16 protein-coding genes are annotated in these 17,137 nt (G+C 71.7%); 13 read left to right on the top strand and 3 right to left on the bottom strand.

Translation table 11 applies throughout. The annotated features are described in order from the left end of the window. The first annotated feature begins 115 nt into the window (after positions 1 to 115). A complete protein-coding gene (locus AC06E6_RS12175; RefSeq protein WP_240213182.1) occupies positions 116 to 754 on the top strand; it encodes a tetratricopeptide repeat protein in 639 nt (212 codons plus the stop codon). Positions 755 to 889: 135 nt separating this feature from the next. Continuing rightward, on the top strand, positions 890 to 2,023 hold the full coding sequence (locus AC06E6_RS12170; protein ID WP_478061514.1) for a WD40 repeat domain-containing protein: 1,134 nt from the start codon (positions 890 to 892) through the stop codon (positions 2,021 to 2,023). Positions 2,024 to 2,035: 12 nt separating this feature from the next. On the opposite strand, the gene AC06E6_RS12165 is transcribed toward AC06E6_RS12170, so the two are convergent. Continuing rightward, complete coding sequence (locus AC06E6_RS12165; RefSeq protein WP_240213180.1) at positions 2,036 to 3,517, bottom strand: AAA family ATPase; 1,482 nt, start codon at positions 3,515 to 3,517, stop codon at positions 2,036 to 2,038. Between the two features lie 130 nt (positions 3,518 to 3,647). Here AC06E6_RS12165 and AC06E6_RS12160 point away from each other — a divergent pair, with 130 nt between their 5' ends. The 7 genes from AC06E6_RS12160 to AC06E6_RS12130 all read left to right on the top strand — a co-directional run bounded on the left by AC06E6_RS12160 (position 3,648) and on the right by AC06E6_RS12130 (position 8,738). Next, on the top strand, positions 3,648 to 4,280 hold the full coding sequence (locus AC06E6_RS12160) for a ParA family protein (protein WP_104937676.1): 633 nt from the start codon (positions 3,648 to 3,650) through the stop codon (positions 4,278 to 4,280). Positions 4,281 to 4,300: 20 nt separating this feature from the next. Further along, the gene (locus AC06E6_RS12155; RefSeq protein WP_104937677.1) at positions 4,301 to 4,777 is read left to right on the top strand and encodes a SixA phosphatase family protein; all 477 of its coding nucleotides are present in this window, start codon (positions 4,301 to 4,303) and stop codon (positions 4,775 to 4,777) included. A gap of 143 nt (positions 4,778 to 4,920) precedes the next feature. Further along, complete coding sequence (locus tag AC06E6_RS12150; protein WP_161615002.1) at positions 4,921 to 5,490, top strand: YceI family protein; 570 nt, start codon at positions 4,921 to 4,923, stop codon at positions 5,488 to 5,490. Then, on the top strand, positions 5,487 to 7,445 hold the full coding sequence (locus AC06E6_RS12145) for a phospholipase D-like domain-containing protein (RefSeq protein WP_240213179.1): 1,959 nt from the start codon (positions 5,487 to 5,489) through the stop codon (positions 7,443 to 7,445). Before AC06E6_RS12150 ends, AC06E6_RS12145 begins: the two co-directional genes overlap by 4 nt. A gap of 68 nt (positions 7,446 to 7,513) precedes the next feature. Continuing rightward, entirely contained in the window at positions 7,514 to 7,717 is a 204-nt protein-coding gene (locus AC06E6_RS12140; RefSeq protein ID WP_202626473.1) for a DUF2945 domain-containing protein, read from the top strand. 1 nt (position 7,718) lies between these two features. Then, on the top strand, positions 7,719 to 8,264 hold the full coding sequence (locus AC06E6_RS12135) for a DUF488 domain-containing protein (RefSeq protein WP_240213178.1): 546 nt from the start codon (positions 7,719 to 7,721) through the stop codon (positions 8,262 to 8,264). A gap of 54 nt (positions 8,265 to 8,318) precedes the next feature. Then, a complete protein-coding gene (locus tag AC06E6_RS12130) occupies positions 8,319 to 8,738 on the top strand; it encodes a hotdog fold thioesterase (protein WP_161615005.1) in 420 nt (139 codons plus the stop codon). Positions 8,739 to 8,771: 33 nt separating this feature from the next. Here the strand turns inward: AC06E6_RS12130 and AC06E6_RS12125 are convergent, their stop codons facing one another. Continuing rightward, positions 8,772 to 11,348 carry an EAL domain-containing protein gene (locus tag AC06E6_RS12125; RefSeq protein ID WP_240213177.1) on the bottom strand — a complete coding sequence of 859 codons (2,577 nt, stop codon included), beginning with the start codon at positions 11,346 to 11,348 and terminating at the stop codon, positions 8,772 to 8,774. A 123-nt stretch (positions 11,349 to 11,471) separates the two neighbouring features. Between AC06E6_RS12125 and AC06E6_RS12120 the strand changes: the two genes are divergently transcribed. The 4 genes from AC06E6_RS12120 to AC06E6_RS12105 all read left to right on the top strand — a co-directional run bounded on the left by AC06E6_RS12120 (position 11,472) and on the right by AC06E6_RS12105 (position 16,230). Continuing rightward, positions 11,472 to 12,263, top strand: a complete 792-nt coding sequence (locus tag AC06E6_RS12120) for a lysophospholipid acyltransferase family protein (protein WP_161615006.1) — start codon at positions 11,472 to 11,474, stop codon at positions 12,261 to 12,263. Between the two features lie 113 nt (positions 12,264 to 12,376). Beyond that, positions 12,377 to 13,408 (top strand): YheT family hydrolase, encoded by a 1,032-nt coding sequence (locus tag AC06E6_RS12115; RefSeq protein WP_240213205.1) that lies wholly within the window; start codon positions 12,377 to 12,379, stop codon positions 13,406 to 13,408. 75 nt (positions 13,409 to 13,483) lie between these two features. After that, on the top strand, positions 13,484 to 15,553 hold the full coding sequence (locus AC06E6_RS12110) for a tetratricopeptide repeat protein (RefSeq protein ID WP_240213176.1): 2,070 nt from the start codon (positions 13,484 to 13,486) through the stop codon (positions 15,551 to 15,553). Between the two features lie 65 nt (positions 15,554 to 15,618). After that, positions 15,619 to 16,230 carry a YbhB/YbcL family Raf kinase inhibitor-like protein gene (locus tag AC06E6_RS12105; RefSeq protein WP_104937684.1) on the top strand — a complete coding sequence of 204 codons (612 nt, stop codon included), beginning with the start codon at positions 15,619 to 15,621 and terminating at the stop codon, positions 16,228 to 16,230. 69 nt (positions 16,231 to 16,299) lie between these two features. Here the strand turns inward: AC06E6_RS12105 and AC06E6_RS12100 are convergent, their stop codons facing one another. After that, entirely contained in the window at positions 16,300 to 17,115 is an 816-nt protein-coding gene (locus AC06E6_RS12100) for a DUF4377 domain-containing protein (protein ID WP_478061507.1), read from the bottom strand. Positions 17,116 to 17,137 lie beyond the last annotated feature (22 nt).

The raw sequence follows: 17,137 nt of genomic DNA, 5'->3' as shown, positions 1-17,137 counted from the left end.
GCCGTACCCGGCGGCGCGTCCACGGCCGCACCGGGGCGGGGGCCCGGGGTCGCGGAGTGCCCGCCGAGCGGTTAGGATCGGACCTTGCTGGAACATGAATGATGGGGATTGAAACATGCAGGTGATAAGGGGCGTGGCCGGTGGCCTGATGCTGCTGGCCGGCCTGTTCTGTTCGACGGCGTGGGCACAGGGGATGCCGAAAATCGCCGAGTTCTATTTCGATGACGACGCCGCCGCGCGGCCGGTGCAGGCGCTGCCGCCGGAGCAGCCGGACCTGGTGGAGCAGCTGATGAAGCTGCGCGAGCGCGGCCGCAAGGGCGTGGAAGCCACGGTGCAGCTGGCCGCCATCGCCTACGCCGAGAGCCGCGTGGAACTGGGCGACAAGCTCTACCAGGAAGCCCTGGCCGCCGTCTCGGAGAACTCCTCGCAGGCCCGGGGGATCCGCTGGAACCAGGGCTGGAGCCTGTATCGCCACGGCAACGCCGAAGGGGCGCTGCAGCAGTGGAGCGCCGCCGCCCAGGCCGCGCGCGGCAACGGTGCCTGGGTGCCGCCGACGCTGGCGCTGGCGCTGTGGACGCTGGGACGCCGCGACGAAGCCGTGCAGTGGTATGCAGCGGCGGTACGTACCGAGCCGCAGCTGTGGAACGACCCGTCGCGCTTGGCGCAGCTGCTGCCGGCATGGAAGGACGAGGAACGGGCGCGCCTGGCCGAGGTGCAGCAGGCCTGGGCCGCCAATCCGCCGGCCTGGCCCTGAGCCAGGCCGTGAGGGTACGCGGCGCCGGCGCGATGTCGCCCCGTTCCCCGTCCCTCGAATGGCCCGGCGTCCCTGCCATTGCAGGAGGCCCAGGGGCCGGCGCGAGGGTGGTTGGATCGACCAGGGAGTGGGGCGATGAGATACACGATGGCGTTGTGGTTCCTGCCGGTCCTGCTGGCAGCCTATGTGGCGGACATCCGGCCGGAGTTCACCCAGTCGTTCGTGGACGCCAACCGCGGGCTGGACGATGACGCATGGTCGGCGGCGTATTCGCCGCAGATGGGGCTGTTGGCGGTCGGCCGCGCGTCGGGGCGGCTGGAACTGTGGGACGCGCGCAGGAAGGATGCGCGCATCGCGCTGCAGGCCCATGAACTGCGTACCCAGGACATCACTTTCGGTCCTGCCGACGGGATCGTGATCAGCCGCTCCAGCAGCGGCAACGTCGAAGCCGGCGACATTGTCCAGCACGAGAACGGACCGAAGGTCTGGGACGCCCGCAGCGGCGAACTGCTGCGTGCCTTCCGCGAAGGGCACTGGAAGCCCGGCGCGGCCTCGGCCACGCCGCTGCGTGGCCTGTACCTGCTGGCCAGCGGCGACGAGCTGTACCTCTATGACCATGCCCGGCGCGCGCTGGCCGGTGCGCCGTTGCGGCTGCCGGGCGACGGCGGCGTGACCTGCCTGGACTGGGACGAGGCCTCGGGCCTGATCGTCGCCGGCACCGACAAGGGCGTGGTACTGCGGTTGCGCCTGCTGCGCGACGCGGCCATCCCGCGGCTGGAGATCATGGATCGCCATGCCCCTTCCGGCCGGGGGCCACGCAACGACATGCTGGCGGTGATGCTGCTCGACAAGGGCACCCGGCTGGTGACGGTGCAGCGCTCACCCGCGCGGGCGAAGGTGCTGCAGCACGATGTGCCGCCGCTGTACCGCGGCCTGCAGCACGAGACCGTGCGCTGGAACCTGGCCGGCTGGCAGCGCGAACATGTCTATTCCAGTTCGCTGGTCGGCGTGCACCAGGCCGGCTTCACCTGTGGCGAGGACTGGCTGGTACTGGCCGGCGTCGCCGGTGGCAACGCGCGTATGGAGGGCAAGATCGAACTGCTGGATGTGCGCGGTGGCGTGGCCTGGCTCTACCGCGCCAATACCACCCACGCCACCGGCGTGCTGCTGCCGTCGGCGCGCGAGGCGTTGCTGCTGCAGCATGGTCGCGCCACGCGCGTGAGGTATCTGGACCAGGCCCAATCGGTGCCCTGGTCGCCGCCGCGCTGAGCACGGCCGCCTTTACTCCGCTGGAACCGTGCGCCCGCGTGCCCAGTCGCGCAACGCCTGCACCTGCTCGGCCATCAGTACCGACAGCGGCCGCGTGCTGCTGATCTCGGCCATCAGCAGGTCGGTGTCCAGCGGCCTGCGTTCGGCATGCGCCGCATACAGGCCGGCGACCACCGCCTGTTCGATCTCGGCGCCGGAAAAGCCCTCGGCGGCGGCGGCCAGCGCGGGCAGGGCGAAGCTCCCGACGTCGAGTCCGCGCTTGCCCAGGTGCAGGCGCAGCAGCTCCACCCGGGTGTCGGGCGTGGGCAGGTCGACGAAGAAGATCTCGTCGAAGCGGCCCTTGCGCAGCAGTTCGGCCGGCAGCTCGTGCACCTGGTTGGCGGTGGCGACGATGAACACCGGCGCCTTGCGCTCGGCCATCCAGGTCAGCAGGTAGCCGAGCACCCGGCGCGAGACGCCGCCGTCCTCGCCGCTGCTGGCCAAGCCCTTCTCGACTTCGTCGATCCACAGCACGCACGGCGCCAGCTGCTCGGCCGAGGCCAGCGCATCGCGCAGGTTCTTCTCGGTCTCGCCGTGGTACTTGTTGTACAGCGTGGCGAAATCCAGCCGCAGCAGCGGCACGCCGAAGCCGGCGGCGGTGGCCTTGGCCAGCATCGACTTGCCGCAGCCCTGCACGCCCAGCAGCAGCATGCCGCGCGGTGGGTCCAGCCCGGGCGGCGCGTCGCCGGCCACGAACACCGCCCTGCGCTGTTCGATCCAGCGCTTGAGCCGGGTGGCGCCGGCCACGTCGCCGAAGCGCGCGCTGTCGTATTCGTAGTGCAGGTGGCCGCTGCGGTTGAGCAGTTCGAACTTCAGCCTGGCCAGTTGCGGCAGGTCGTCGGCGCGCAGTGCGCCGTCGGCGTAGATCAGCTGGCGGGCGATGCGGCGCGCGTCAGGCAGGCTCAGCCCCTGCAGGTTGCGCAGGATCTGACGCACCGCGTCCTGGTCCACTTCCACGCGGCGGCCGCCGTTGTCGCCGGCGTAGGCGGCCGCTTCCTCGCGCAGCATCTTCAGCAGTGCGTTGGCGTCGGGCAGGCGCGGATTGAAGCGGGTGGCCAGCGCTTCAAGCTCGGCCGGCAGTTCGACCTTGGTGCCGACCAGCACCAGTACGTGCGGCTGGCTGTGCCGGCGCTGCACGATGTCGCGCAGCAGGCGCTGGTGGCTGGCGTAGCCCAGGTACGGGTGGAAATCGAGCAGCAGGTAGATGCCGCGCTGCTCCGCCTCCTGGATCATCCGCAGCGCCGAGCTGGCGTCGGGCGGCCCGACGGCGTCGTCCTCGCGGTCCATGTCGATACGGCGCAGGCCTTCGGTGATCGACCAGCGGTACAGCGCCCGCCACACGTGCATCAGCGCCTGCCGGAACAGGTCCACCACGCGGGCCTCGTCCGCGGTCTCGATGACGATCAGCGGGGTATTGGCGCGGATCAGCGCGGTCAGGTCCTGCAGTTCGCTCATGGTGGCTCCGGTGTGGGCCGCCACGATAGCAAAGCCTCCCGTCCCGGCAGGGGTGTCCTCACGCGCCGACTACCGCGGCCGTCGCGCGCCGGTGTACGCTGCGGGCAGTCCCGCGCAAAACGAGGCGTGCATGAAGACGATCCTGGTGGCCGGTTCCAAGGGCGGGGTGGGCAAGAGCACCATCGCCACGCACCTGGCCGCGCATGCGGCGCTGCAGGGCAGGGCGACGGTGATCGCCGATGCCGACCCGCAGGGCTCCAGCACGCGCTGGGCGGAGCGCCGCGCCGGCCTGGACAGTGCCGTGCTGCCGGTGGACGTCCAGCGCAGGAAGGGCTGGCAGAAACACATTCCCGATGGCGCCGAAGAGGTGATCATCGATGCCCCGGCCGGTGCGCTCGCGGACGATCTCGAACATTTCCTGGACGTGGCCGACGCGGTGGTGGTGCCGGTGTTGCCGTCGGCGCTGGACATCGAGGCCATCGTCGGGTTCCTGAACAGTCTGGCCAGGGTCAAGCGCGTGCACTCGCGCGCGCTGCCGGTGGGGCTGGTGCTCAACCGCACCAAGCCGTGGACGCAGACCTCGCAGCAGGCGCGGCAGATGCTGGCGCAGTGGCCCTACGAGGTGGTCGCGCAGCTGCGTGACAGCCAGAGCTACGTGGTCATGGTCGGCCTGGGCCGCAGCCTGTTCGACTATCACTCCGCCCAGGTCCGCGAGCACCAGCAGGACTGGGAGCCGCTTCTGCAATGGTTGAACAAGGTCTGACCCGGAGCTAATGAACCCTCATGCGTGAACTGATCCTGCTGCGACATGCCCATGCCGAGCCGGCCGACAATGGCCTGGCCGATATCGACCGCCCGCTTTCCCCGCATGGCCTGGCCGAGGCCGAGGCGGCCGGTCGCTGGCTGCTGGAGCAGCGGCTGGTGCCGGACCGGGTGCTGTGCTCGCCGGCACGGCGCGCGCGCGAGACGCTGGAGGCGGTGCTGTCGCTGACCGGCTACGTCGAGCAGCGCCTGGAGGAGCGGATCTACGACGCCACCCCCGGCACCCTGGCCGGGCTGGTGGACGAGCACCGCGAGGTCGAGCGCCTGCTGCTGGTCGGCCACAACCCCGGCCTGGAGCGGCTGGTGGCGCTGATGCACAGCGGCCAGTCCGGCGACTACCGCGGCATGCCCACCGCGTCGGTGGCGGTGCTGTCGCTGCCGATGGCCGCGGCCATCGAGCCGGGCATCGCCCGTCTGGCCGCATTCTGGTGGCCGTGAGCCGATGATCCGGTTCCGTCGTCCGTACCGGTGCAGCCCCCGCGCCTGGCCACGCTGCGTGCCCGGCGGCACAGGCCGGAAGCCGGCTGGGCGTGCGTGCATGGCCGCCCGCTGGCCCGGGGCCGTGGACAGGGACTGAACACATGCGGTGGGTGCGTTGCGGACTGCTGCTGAGCTGGCTGGCGGCGACGGGCACGGCGGCCGCGGCGCAGCCGCTGCAGTTCGATACCGACCACTCGCGCTTCGGCTTCGAGATCCGCACCCGCTTCGGGCAGCGGATCGAGGGCCAGTTCCCGCGTTTCGATGGCTGGATCACGGTGCTGCCCGATGGCCGCCACCAGGTGCGCCTGCGCATGTTCACCCAGTACGTCGAGATTCCCGGCAAGCCGCGCTACACCGGCTGGATGCGCGGCGAGGAATTCTTCGACGCGCAGCGGCACCCGCTGGTCGAGTTCGAGTCCGATCCCTACGAACCGGACATCGTCGAGCGCGGCGGCAGCGTGCAGGGGCGGCTGACCATCCGTGGTATCAGCCGGCGCGAGGTGCTGCGCCTGGAGGCGCCGGAATGCGCCCGCCCGGGCTATGATTGCGACCTGGTAAGCCGGGGTACCGTGCAGCGCGGTCGTTACGGCATGGACAGCTGGCAGTTCGCCCTCGGTGACCGTGTGACCTTCATATTGCGTACGCGCCTGCTGGGCGCTTCCCGGCCGTGAACCTACTGCTGCGACTGGTGCTGCTTGGCGCGGCCGTGCTGGCCGGCGGTTGCGCGTCGCTGTCGCCGCAGCAGCGCGACCGTGCGCAGGGCATCGCCGTGTCCGCCCGCCCCACCGCGCTGGACTGCGCCCGCGCCGATCGCTGCGCGCTGGATTCGCCGCTGCGCGCGCTTGGCGCCCAGGCCATGGCCGACTCCGCCGCCGCCGGCGCGCCGCGGCACTACGCCACGATCCTCGACGAGGGCGAGCTGTCGTTGGTGGCGCGGCTGAACCTGATCCACAGCGCCGCCCGCAGCATCGACCTGCAGACCTATATCTTCGATACCGACGACAGCGCGCGCATGATCATCGACGCGCTGCTGGACGCCGCCCGCCGCGGGGTCCGGGTGCGGGTGCTGATCGACCAGCTCTCGGCGATATCGGACGTGCAGATGCTCGCCGCGCTGTCCGGCGCGCACGCCAACTTCGAGCTGCGCATCTACAACCCCACGTTCGGCAAGGCCAAGCTCAACTACTTCGATTACGCCGGCAGCGTGCTGTGCTGCTTCCGCCGCTTCAACCAGCGCATGCACAACAAGCTGCTGGTGGTGGACGGGGTGGTCGGCGTGGTCGGCGGCCGCAACTACCAGGACGACTATTACGACTGGGACCGCGAGTACAACTTCCGCGACCGCGACGTGGTGGTGGCCGGGCCCGAGGCGCGCGAGATGGCCGCCAACTTCCAGTCCTTCTGGGACGCGCCGCGCAGCGTGCCGGCCGAGCGCCTGAACGATGTCGGCCGCACCCTGCTGCGGCATGGCGTGCCGGACATGCCGGCGGCGCATTTCATGCGCCCGGAGCGGGTGGCGCGCGCCGCGGCGGAGGCGGCCGACCCGGCGTTCGTCACCGAGGCGTTCGTCGATACCGCGCTGCCGGTGCGCGCGGTGGCCTATGTCGCCGACCTGCCGCGCAAGCACCGCCGCGACCCGCTGCCCAACCCCAGCGAACCGCGACTGGACACGTTGATCTCCGGCGCCCGGTCCGAAGTCCTGCTGCAGACGCCGTACCTGGTGCTGTCCGAACCGGCGCAGCAGCTTTTCAAGGACCTGCGCGCGCGCCCGCAACCACCGCGGGTGGTGGTGTCGACCAACAGCCTGGCAGCGACCGACAACCCGATCGTCTATGCGATGGCCTACAAGTACAAGCGCCGCAACCTGCGCGTGCTGGGCTTCGACATCTACGAGTACAAGCCGTTCCCGCTGGATCCGCCGGTGGCCCCGGACAACCTGCTGTCCTCGGCACTGGACGGGACCGGGGTGCCACCGCCGCCGCACCGCCTGATCGGGGCGAGCGCGGCCGGCAGCAACGTGCGCGGCAGCGGTTCCGGGCGCCGCGCCGGCGCCGACGGCAGCGAGGTCGAGCGCGAGGTGCTGCGCACCGAGACCCGGCCCTCGTTCCTCGGCAGCAAGGCGGCCAACCGCCCGCTGCCGGTCACCCGCCGCGGCGCGCGCATGGGCCTGCATGCCAAGTCGCTGGTGGTGGACCGCCGCATCGGCGTGGTCGGTACCCACAACTTCGACCCGCGCAGCGAGAACTACAACACCGAAGGCGCGGTGATCATCGACGACCCGGTGTTCGCCGAGCGGCTGGCGCAGAGCATCCTGCGCGACATCGCGCCGGACAATGCCTGGGTGGTGGCGCCGCGCGAGAAGGCGCCGGTGCTGTCGGGCCTGAACTACAGCCTGGGCAAGGCCTCCGAGGCACTGCCCGTGCTCGACGTGTGGCCGTGGCGCTACGCCACCAACTACGCCTTCCAGCCCGGGCCGGAGTGCCCGCTGCCGCTGTCGCGGCACGACCCGGATTTCCGCCGCTGCTACGTGCCGGTGGGCGACTTCCCCGAGGTCGACGTCGGCCCCAAGTGGTTGCTGGTGCGCATGCTGACCGCGTTCGGCGCGGGGCTGGTACCCATCCTGTAGCGCGCACACGGGGCGTGGACGTGGCCTCGGTTGCAATGGCCGTCCCCCTGCCTGCACCGAGGATGCCGATGGGCAGCGCCTTCCAGCGCGACGACCCCGTGCGCTGGAACTCCGAAGCCGGCCGCGTCGCCGGCCGTGTCGTCCGGGCGCATGCCCGCGGCATGCTGTACCAGCGCGACAGGCGCCGCTGCGGCGGCGACCGCCCGCAGCCCGCGATCCGCAGCGACCGCGGCGCCACGCACCGCGGCACGACACCGGAGAAGATCGGCTGACATGGACGGCGCCGTGACGCTCTGGACCATCGGCCATTCCACCCGCAGCTGGGAGGATTTCCTCGCGCTGCTGGACGGCCACGGCATCCAGGCCGTGGCCGACGTGCGCCGCTTCCCGGGTTCGCGGCGCCATCCCTGGTTTGCCGGCGGGACGCTGGCGCACGCGCTTCCGGCGGTGGGGATCGATTACCTGTGGCTGCCGCAGCTGGGCGGGCGTCGCCGCGCGCGGCCCGGCTCGCCCAACGGGGCCTGGCGCAACGCCGCCTTCCAGGGCTACGCCGACCACCTGGACAGCGCCGAGTTCGCCGACGGGCTGGCGCGGCTGCTGGAACTGGCCGCGCGCCGCCGCACCGCGCTGATGTGCGCCGAAGCGCCGTGGTGGCGCTGCCACCGCCGGTTGATCGCCGATCTGCTCAGCGTGCGCGGCATCCCGGTGCGGCACATCCTCGATGCCGGCCCGGCGCGAGCGCACGTGCTCACCGCCAGCGCACGCGTGGTCGATGGCCGCTTGCGCTATCCGCCGCCGCAGGACGATCTGTTCGCCTGAGCCCGGCCCGCGCGCGGCACCGTAAACTGGCCTGCCCCCACACCGGTCATCGCCATGGCTTTCCGCGCCCCCGTTTCACTGGACGAACTCAATCGCCTCAGCCGGGGCACGCTGATCGAGCACCTCGGCATCGTCTTCACCGCGGCCGGCGACGACTGGCTGCAGGCGACCATGCCGGTGGACGAACGCACCCGCCAGCCCTACGGACTGCTGCACGGCGGCGCCTCGGTGGTGCTGGCCGAAACCCTGGGCAGCAGCGCCGGCAATCTGTGCGTGGATACCGCCAGCCAGGTCTGCGTGGGGCTGGAGATCAACGCCAACCACCTGCGTGCGGCGCGCAGTGGCGTGGTCACCGGCACCGCGCGCGCGCTGCATGTCGGGCGCACCACCCAGGTCTGGGAGATCCGCATCGACAACGAGGCCGGCAAGCCGGTGTGCGTCTCGCGCCTGACCCTGGCGGTGGTACCGGCCTGAGCGCAGGCATGCCGGGCCCCGGCGCGCCCCGGCTCAAGCGTGCGCGAACGCGGCGGCCGGCAGATGCTCGCGGATCCAGCTGTCCAGCTCGTGCGCGGGCAGCGCCGGGGTGAAGTGGTAGCCCTGGGCGATGCCGTAGCCCTGTTCACCGAGCAGGCGCAGCTGTTCGCCGCTTTCCACGCCTTCGGCGACCACCGTCAGCCGCAGGCTCTGGCCGATGTGGGCGATGGCGCGGGTCAGGGCGCTGGCCACTTCGTCGTTCTCGATGCCGCGCACGAAGCTGCGGTCCAGCTTGAGTTCGCTGATCGGCAGCAGGCGCAGGTAGCTCAGGCTGGAATAGCCGGTGCCGAAATCATCCATCGACAGGCGCACGCCCAGTGCATGCACCGCGTGCAGCGTGCGCAGGGTGCTGGGGTCGGTATCCAGCAGCACGTCCTCGGTGATCTCCACCTTCAGGTCGCCCGGCAGCAGTCCTTCGCGCCGCAGCACCTGTTCGATCCGCAGCGGCAGGTCCAGGTCGTGGAAGTCGGTCGGCGACAGGTTCACCGCCACCGACGGCACCTCCAGCCCGGTGCGCCGCCAGTGCGCCAGCTGCGCGCAGGCTTGTTCCAGCACCCAGTGGCCGATGTCGCCGATCAGCCCGCATTCCTCGGCCAGCGGGATGAACTGCATCGGCGGCACGTCGCCCAGGCGCGGGTGCCGCCAGCGCGCCAGCGCCTCCACCCCGCGCAGGCGGCCGTCGCCGATGCCCACCTGCGGCTGGTAATGCAGGTGCAGCTGGTGCTGCTCGACCGCTTCGCGCAGCGCGGTCTCCAGCGCCAGCCGCTCCTGCGCGTTGTGGTCCATCTCGCGCGAGTAGAACCGCGCGCCGTTGCGGCCGCTGTTCTTGGCCTGGTACATGGCCACGTCGGCATGGTGCAGCAGGGTTTCGGTGTCGTGGCCGTCGTGCGGGAACATGCTGATGCCGACGCTGGCCGACGGCCGGATCTGCACGTCGTCCAGCTGCAGCGGCAGCGACAGCCGGCGCAGGATGCGTTCGGTGCGCTCGCCGGCGGAGTGCGCGTCGCACAGGGTGAGCACCATCACGAACTCGTCGCCGGACAGGCGGCCGACGATGTCCCCCGGCCCGGCCTCTTCCTGCAGCCGGCGCGAGACCACGCGCAACAGCTGGTCGCCGCCGGGGTGGCCGAACGAGTCGTTGATCTGCTTGAAGCGGTCCAGGTCGATGAACAGCACCGCCAGCGCCTGCTCGGCGGCGGCCGCCGCGGCGATCGCCTGGTCGGCCTGGGCATGCAGCAGGTTGCGGTTGGGCAGGCCGGTGAGATCGTCGTAGAACGCCAGCCGGCGGATGCGGTTGCGCGCCTCCTCGCGCTCCAGCGCCAGCGCGCACAGGTGCACGATGACGTCCACCAGCCGCCGGTGGAAGGCATCCGGGTCGTGCGGGCGGCGGTAGTAGAAGGCGAACGTACCCAGCACGCGGCCGTCGCTGGCCTTGATGGGGGTGGACCAGCAGGCCGCCAGCCCGTGCTCCAGCGCCATGTGGCTGATGCCCTGCCAGTTGGGGTCCAGCGCGATGTCGCGCGCCACCACCATCTGCCCGGTATGCGCGGCGGTACCGCAGCAGCCGACCCCCGGACCGACCGGGATGCCGTCCACCTGCCGGGTGTAGGCCTCGGGCAGGCTCGGCGCGGCCAGCGTGCGCAGACGCCCGTCCTCCACCCGCAGCACCGAGCACAGCACCTGCGGTGCGATCTGCTCGACGTCGCGGCACATCATCTGCATCACCTCGCTGGTGGGAACCTCGCGCACCAGCGCGTCCAGCATCCGGTGCTGCAGCACCTCGTGCACCTTGGTGTGGGTGATGTCCATCAGCACGATGACCAGGTTGGCCAGGGTGCCGTAGTCGTCGAAGATCGGGTTGATGCTGATCGCGCACCACAGCGGACGGCCATCGCGGCAGGCCACGCGTTCGTCGCAGCACACCGGCTCGCCGGCCAGCAGGCGCGCGGCCTGGGCCAGGGTGGTGCGGCGCCGGGCGCGGTCGGGCACCAGCAGCGTGGCGACGTGGCGGCGCAGGACCTGGCTGGCATCGAACCCGAACAGCCGGCAGAAGCCCTTGTTCAGATGCACCACGCGGCCGCGGGCGTCGGTGATCAGCACCGCGCTCTGGGTCTCGTCGAACCCCAGCGACAGCAGCCGCTCGCGCTCCTGGCGCTGGCGCCGCGTGGTCACGTCGCGGACGAACGCCATGTGCATCTGGCCCTCGACCGCGGGGGTACGGGCCACCGACACGCTGATCCAGCGGGTCTGGCCATCCTTGCGCACCATCTGCACGTCGCGCGGCTGGCTGGCCAGTTCGCGCACGCGGTTGGCCGCGCCCGGATGCAAGTCGCTGTCGTAGCGCTCGCGCATGGCCGCCGGCGCCAGGAAACCCAGGTTGCGTCCCGCCACTTCGTCGCGCGACCAGCCGGACAGGGCTTCCATGGCCTTGTTGAAGTACACGATGCGGTTCTGGCCATCGAACACGATCACGCCGCTGTCGACCTGCTCCAGCGCCGCCGACAACAGCGGCAGCATGTCCCCGGCCAGCGACCGCGATAACCGCTCCATGTCCACGCTCCCCTGTAGGCGTGAGCGGATTTATACCGCGTTGCCCGGGCCCCGGGGTGAGGAGCCGGGCAGGCGGTCGCCATGTGCTGGCGGAAGCCGGACCGCATCCGGTATCTTGCGCGGATGACTTCCCCCCGTCCCGCCCGCCCGGGCAGCGTGGCGCGTGCGTTCCGCTATCTGTACCGCGTGCCGTTGCTGCTGGTCCACGTCGTGATCTTCCTGCCGCTGATCCTGCTGCTGATGGCGCCGCCGTTCGGTCGCCTCGGCGCGGCCACCGATCCGCTGGAACACAAGGTGGTGCGCTGGTGGTCGGGCGGCCTGATGTGGATCTTCGGCTTCCGCCTGCAGCGCACCGGCCAGCCGTTGCCGGGGGCGGTGCTGTTCGTCGCCAACCACGTCGGCTGGGTCGACATCAGCATGATCCACAGCCAGAAAATGGTCGGTTTCGTGGCCAAGCGCGAGATCGCCGGCTGGCCGCTGGTGGGCTGGCTCGCCAGCCGCGGCCACACCATCTACCACCAGCGCGGCAACACCGAGTCGCTGGGCGGGGTGATGGAGGAAATGGCCAAGCGGCTGCGCGAGGGCCGGCCGGTGGCGGTGTTCCCGGAAGGGCGCACCCGCGGCGGCCACGAGGTCGGCCCGTTCCATGCGCGCATCTTCCAGGCGGCGGTGGAAACCGGCGTGCCGGTGCAGCCGGTGGCCCTGCGCTACGGCGTGCGCGGCGATGCCCAGACCCGGGTCGCGTTCGCGCCGGGCGAGAGTTTCTTCGGCAACTTCCTGCGCCTGCTCGGCGAACCGGCCCGCCGCGCCGAAGTGCACTTCCTGGAGCCGGTCGCCAGCCATGACCTGGAAGGGCGCCGGCGCATCGCCGAGACCTCGCGCGCGCGCATCATCGCGGCGATGGAAGGCCCGTAACGACGTGTTGCGGTGGCACGCCTCCCGCAGCGCCGGGCAGCCGTGAGCGGCGGCCGGCCGCCGGCGCGGGTTCACGCGCTCTACCGGCGCACGGGCGCAGCATGGCCGCCATGTTGAGCGTCGCCCACTACCAACCGCCGCCGTGGCTGCGCAATCCGCACCTGCAGTCGATGCTGGCGTCCAGCGGGGTGCGCCTGCGCCGCGGCCAGCAGCTGCTGGCGGCCAGTGGCGCGCTCACCCGCGAACTGATCCTCGACGGCGGCGACGGCGTGCGCCTGCAGGCCTGGCACAGCCGCCTGCCGGGCAGGGCGGCGCCGGTCGGCCTGGCGCTGCTGCTGCACGGCTGGGAGGGCAGCGCCGAGTCCAGCTACATGCGCATGACCGCCGCGCGGATGCTCGAGCAGGGCTTCGAGGTGGTGCGGCTGAACTTCCGCGACCACGGCAACACCCACCATCTCAACCCGGGGATCTTCCATTCCTGCCGCATCGGCGAGGTGGTGCATGCCGCCGGCGACGTGGCCGGCCGCTTTCCCGGCCTGCCGCTGGTCGCGGCGGGGTACTCGCTGGGCGGCAACTTCGCGTTGCGCCTGGCCCTGCACGCGCCCGCCGCCGGCGTGCCGCTGCGCCACGTGGCCTCGGTGTGCCCGGTGCTGGACCCGGCGCAGACCATGGACAGCATCGAACGCGGCCCGGCGATGTACGACTGGTACTTCCGCCGCAAGTGGACCGGCTCGCTGCGGCGCAAGCGCGCACTGTTCCCGGAACTGGCCGACTGCGACGACGCGGTGCTGAAGCTGGGGATCCGCGCGCTGACCGGCTGGCTGGTGGAGCGGCATACCGGCTTCGCCACGCTGCAGGACTATTTCGACGGCTACTCCATCGCCGGCCCGCGCCTGTCCGCGCTGGAGGTGCCGGCCGACATCCTGATGGCGCGCGACGATCCGGTGATTCCGTTCACCTCCTTCCGCCACTGGCGCCTGCCGGCGCACGCACGGCTGGAGATCGCGCGCTGGGGTGGCCACTGCGGCTTCATAGAGAACCTGCGCGGCGATGGCTTTTCCGAGCGCTGGGTGGCGCAACGGCTGGCCGCCGCGGTGGGCGTGCGCCCGGCAGCGCAGGGGGCGGTGCCCGCGCTCGGCGCCTGAGCCGCCGCTGGCGCTGCCGGCGGGGGCGCGCCACGGCCCGGCTACAATGGCGTTTTGCGCTTACGCCGGACCGCCATGCAAGACACGATCATCAACGCCCTGCGCCGCAACGCCACCGACGAAGCCGTGGCCACGGCCCGCGAATGGGTCGCCGCCGAACCGCAGCAACCGCAGGCCCACCGCTGGCTGGCGCTGGCCCTCCAGCAGCGCGGCGATGCCGACGCCGCCCAGGCCAGCCTGGAGCAGGCCCTGGCCCTGGCGCCGGACGATGCCGACCTGCACCTGCAGCATGCCGGCCTGTTGCTGGCCCAGCGCCGCATCGATGACGCCGGGCAGGCGCTGGAGCGCACCACCGCGCTCAATCCCAACGAATTTTCCGCCTACCTGATGCAGGCGCACCTGGCGCTGGCGCGCGAGGACATCGACGAGGCCGAGCGCCTGGGCCGCATGGCCGCGCGGGTCGAGCCGGACAGCCCGGAGCTGGGCGCGATCGAAGGCATGGTCGCGCTGCGCCGCGGTGACGCCGACCGCGCGCTGGCGGTCCTGTCGGCCGCCAGCCAGCGCCTGCCCGACGACCCGCGCGTGCTCTACGCGTTGGGCTTCGCCTATCTGGCCAAGGACCTGCTGGCCTTCGCCGAGCAGGCGTTCCGGCGCGTGCTGGAGCTGAACCCGTCCAACCACGCCCTGCGCGGCCTGCTGGTGCAGCTGGCGCTGCGCCAGGGCCATGCCGACCGTGCCGCCGAGGTGATGCGCCAGGTGCTGGCCACCGCGGAAGGCGACAGCCCGGGCATGCGCCGCCTGGCCGGCGAGCTGGAACTGGCCTCCGGCCAGCCGCTGCAGGCGCTGGAGTACCTGCGCCCGCTGCTGGCGGAACTGCCCGGCGACCGCGCCACCCTGCAGATGCTGCTGGTGGCCTGGCAGCGGCTCGGCCGTGAGGACGAGGCGCGCGCCGACCTGGACGCGACGCTGGACGTGCACCCGCAGCTGCACGACCTGTGGCTGGCGCGGCTGGCGGTGGCACCGGTCGGCAGCCCGGAAGCGGTGGAGGTGGTCGAACGCTGGCTGGCGGCGATGCCCGACCACCTGCCGGCGCTGGAGGCGCGCATGCGCCTGCACGACATGAACGGGGAAGCGGACGCCGCCGAGGCCGTGGCGCGGCGCATCGTCGCGCTGGAGCCGGGCCGCGTCAGCGGCGAACAGCGCATCGTCGAGGCGTTGCTGGCGCGCGAGCCGGCCTCGGCCATCGCCCACGTCCAGGCGTTGATCGACAACGCCCCGGAAGCCGCGCGTCCGGAACTGCGGGTCTGGCTGGGTGCGGTGCAGGACCGGGCCAACGAGCCGGCCGCGGCGCTGGCCACCTGGCTGCGCCTGCACGCTGAACTGGCGCCGTCGCGCCTGCCGCTGCCGCCGCAGGCCAAGGCCCCGGCGCAATGGCCGGCGCTGGGCGAAGTCGCCCAGGACAACCCGCTGCGCCCGCTGTTCGTGTGGGGCGCCCCGGGCTCGGGCGTGGAGCGCGTGGTGTCGGTGATGGCCGCCGGCAGCCAGGTGCTGCGCAGCGACCGCTTCGGCCCGAACCCGCCGGACGATGCCTTCCAGAACTTCCATACCCTGCAGCACCTGGCCGACGACACCCTGAGCCCGGCGCAGTTCGTGCAGCAGTGGCGCGACGCCCTGCCGGCGCGCGGCATTGCCGATGGCAACGTGATCGACTGGCTGCTGTGGTGGGACAACGCCCTGCTGTGGGCGCTGCGCCCGCAGCTGCCGGAGGGCCGCCTGGTGATCGCGGTGCGCGACCCGCGCGACATGCTGGTCGAATGGCTGGCGCTGGGCGCGCCGGCGCCGCTGGCGCTGACCTCGGCCGACGAGGCCGCGCGCTGGCTGGCGCGGGTGCTGGAACAGGTGGCCGACCTCAACGAACAGGACCTGTATACCCATCTGATCCTGCGCATCGACGCCGCGGTCAACGACCCGGCGGCGATGGGCGAACTGCTGGAGCAGGCCTTCGGGCTGCGCTTCCCGCCGGTGCGCAGCCTCGGCCCGGCCACCATCGAGGCCGGCCACTGGCGCCGGTATGCGCAGGTGCTGGCGGCCGAGTTCGCGCACCTGGCGCCGGTCGCCGCGCGCCTGGGCTACCCCGAGGCCTGAGCATCCGGTTCCCCCGCAGCGGCAGGCGCCGGCATGGCCGGCGCCCCACCCCAGAGGAGAAGACAATGAAACTGAGCAGCCAGAGTTTCGACAACGGCCGGCCGATCCCGGCCGCATTCGCCGCCGGCGACGCCAGCGGCTTCGCCGGCAACCGCAACCCACAGCTGGCGTGGAGCGAGGTGCCGGCAGGCACGCGCTCGTTCGCGCTGGTATGCGTGGACCCGGATGTCCCGACCGTGCCGGAACTGGTCGGCCGCGACGACGTGAGCATTCCGCTGGCGCAGCCGCGCGGCGACTTCATCCACTGGGTGATGGTGGACATTCCCGCGTCGCTGCGCGAGATCGCCGCGGGCAGCTGCAGCGATGGTTTCAGCGCGCGCGGCAAGCAGCCACCACCGGGGCCGGAAGGCGCGCGCCAGGGCGTGAACGACTACACCGCCTGGTTCGCCGGCAATCCGGAGCTGGCCGGGGTCTACCGTGGTTACGACGGCCCGTACCCGCCGTTCAACGACGAGCGCGTGCACCGTTATTTCTTCCGCCTGTTCGCGCTGGACGTGGAACGGCTGCCGGTGCAAGGCGATTTCAGCGCCGCCGACGTGTACCGCGCCATGCACGGCCACGTGCTGGCCGAAGCGGCGCTGCATGGCACCTACACGCTCAACCCGGCCCTGGCGTGACCCCACGGGACCAGGAAGAAGGGCGCCGCGCGGCGCCCTTCGTCGTTTCCGGGGTGTGGCGCAGCGCGGTTACTTCGTCACCGTTTCCGAGCTGACCACCATGTCCAGCACGTAGGCCTGCGAAGACGCGTCGGCCGGCGGGTTCTTCACCGCATAGCGCTTGACCCGCAGCACGTTGCGCACGCCCTCCTGGTGGCTGTAGCCCTCGATGCCGTCGTAGAAGTTGGCGAACGCGCCGCGCTTGCCCTGCTCCAGGCCCTTGTCGTCGTACTGCACCTCGCGCACCTGCAGGCACTGCTTGTCGCGGATCAACGGATGCGGGCACGGCTGGGTATGCGCGTCCACTTCGAGGAACACGGTTTCACCGGGGCCGCCGTAACGGGTCTCGGCGGTCGGTTCGCCGCGGAAGCGCAGCACGTCGCCGGCGGCGTTGGTCAGCACCAGCGTGGCGGCGTCGGGCTGGCCGATCTTCAGCGTGCCTTCCAGGCGGCTGCCCACGGCCTGGTCCAGCGCCATCAGTGCCGGGTCGGCGCAGGCCATCATCGTCGATGCCAGGCGCGCGACGCTGAGCTGGTCGCCGGCCAGGGTGTAGCCCCCGCCCATGCGGTTGCAGGTGTTGTCCACCGCCAGGCGGCCATCGGCGAAGTCCAGGGTGACCGGCTTGTCGGCGCGCGCGAACAAGGCATCGATGCGCTTGCCGGCGCTGTCAGTAGCGGTGTCGAGCACCCAGTGGTTGGCGCCCAGCTGCTTGCCGTCCACCGGGGCAGCGGCCGCTGCGGTGCTGGCCGCGGGCGGGTTGGCAGCGGCCGGGGCGTCGCTGGAGGCGGGTTTGTTGCAGGCGGCCATCAGGGCGACGGGCAGGGCCAGCAGCAGGATGCGCTTCATCGGGAACTCCTTCGGGAAGCAG

It is taken from the genome of Stenotrophomonas sp. Steno-Z10-HUANG, from assembly GCF_056393075.1.
Note: the sequence above shows the minus strand (reverse complement) of the source record. Positions and strands in the feature narration are given on the sequence as shown.

Coding starts and splice junctions, on each gene's coding strand:
- AC06E6_RS12175 (WP_240213182.1), top strand. CDS start 116: ATGCAGGTGATAAGGGGCGTGGCCGGTGGCCTGATGCTGCTGGCCGGC.
- AC06E6_RS12170 (WP_478061514.1), top strand. CDS start 890: ATGAGATACACGATGGCGTTGTGGTTCCTGCCGGTCCTGCTGGCAGCC.
- AC06E6_RS12165 (WP_240213180.1), bottom strand. CDS start 3,517: ATGAGCGAACTGCAGGACCTGACCGCGCTGATCCGCGCCAATACCCCG.
- AC06E6_RS12160 (WP_104937676.1), top strand. CDS start 3,648: ATGAAGACGATCCTGGTGGCCGGTTCCAAGGGCGGGGTGGGCAAGAGC.
- AC06E6_RS12155 (WP_104937677.1), top strand. CDS start 4,301: ATGCGTGAACTGATCCTGCTGCGACATGCCCATGCCGAGCCGGCCGAC.
- AC06E6_RS12150 (WP_161615002.1), top strand. CDS start 4,921: ATGCGGTGGGTGCGTTGCGGACTGCTGCTGAGCTGGCTGGCGGCGACG.
- AC06E6_RS12140 (WP_202626473.1), top strand. CDS start 7,514: ATGGGCAGCGCCTTCCAGCGCGACGACCCCGTGCGCTGGAACTCCGAA.
- AC06E6_RS12135 (WP_240213178.1), top strand. CDS start 7,719: ATGGACGGCGCCGTGACGCTCTGGACCATCGGCCATTCCACCCGCAGC.
- AC06E6_RS12130 (WP_161615005.1), top strand. CDS start 8,319: ATGGCTTTCCGCGCCCCCGTTTCACTGGACGAACTCAATCGCCTCAGC.
- AC06E6_RS12125 (WP_240213177.1), bottom strand. CDS start 11,348: ATGGAGCGGTTATCGCGGTCGCTGGCCGGGGACATGCTGCCGCTGTTG.
- AC06E6_RS12120 (WP_161615006.1), top strand. CDS start 11,472: ATGACTTCCCCCCGTCCCGCCCGCCCGGGCAGCGTGGCGCGTGCGTTC.
- AC06E6_RS12110 (WP_240213176.1), top strand. CDS start 13,484: ATGCAAGACACGATCATCAACGCCCTGCGCCGCAACGCCACCGACGAA.
- AC06E6_RS12105 (WP_104937684.1), top strand. CDS start 15,619: ATGAAACTGAGCAGCCAGAGTTTCGACAACGGCCGGCCGATCCCGGCC.
- AC06E6_RS12100 (WP_478061507.1), bottom strand. CDS start 17,115: ATGAAGCGCATCCTGCTGCTGGCCCTGCCCGTCGCCCTGATGGCCGCC.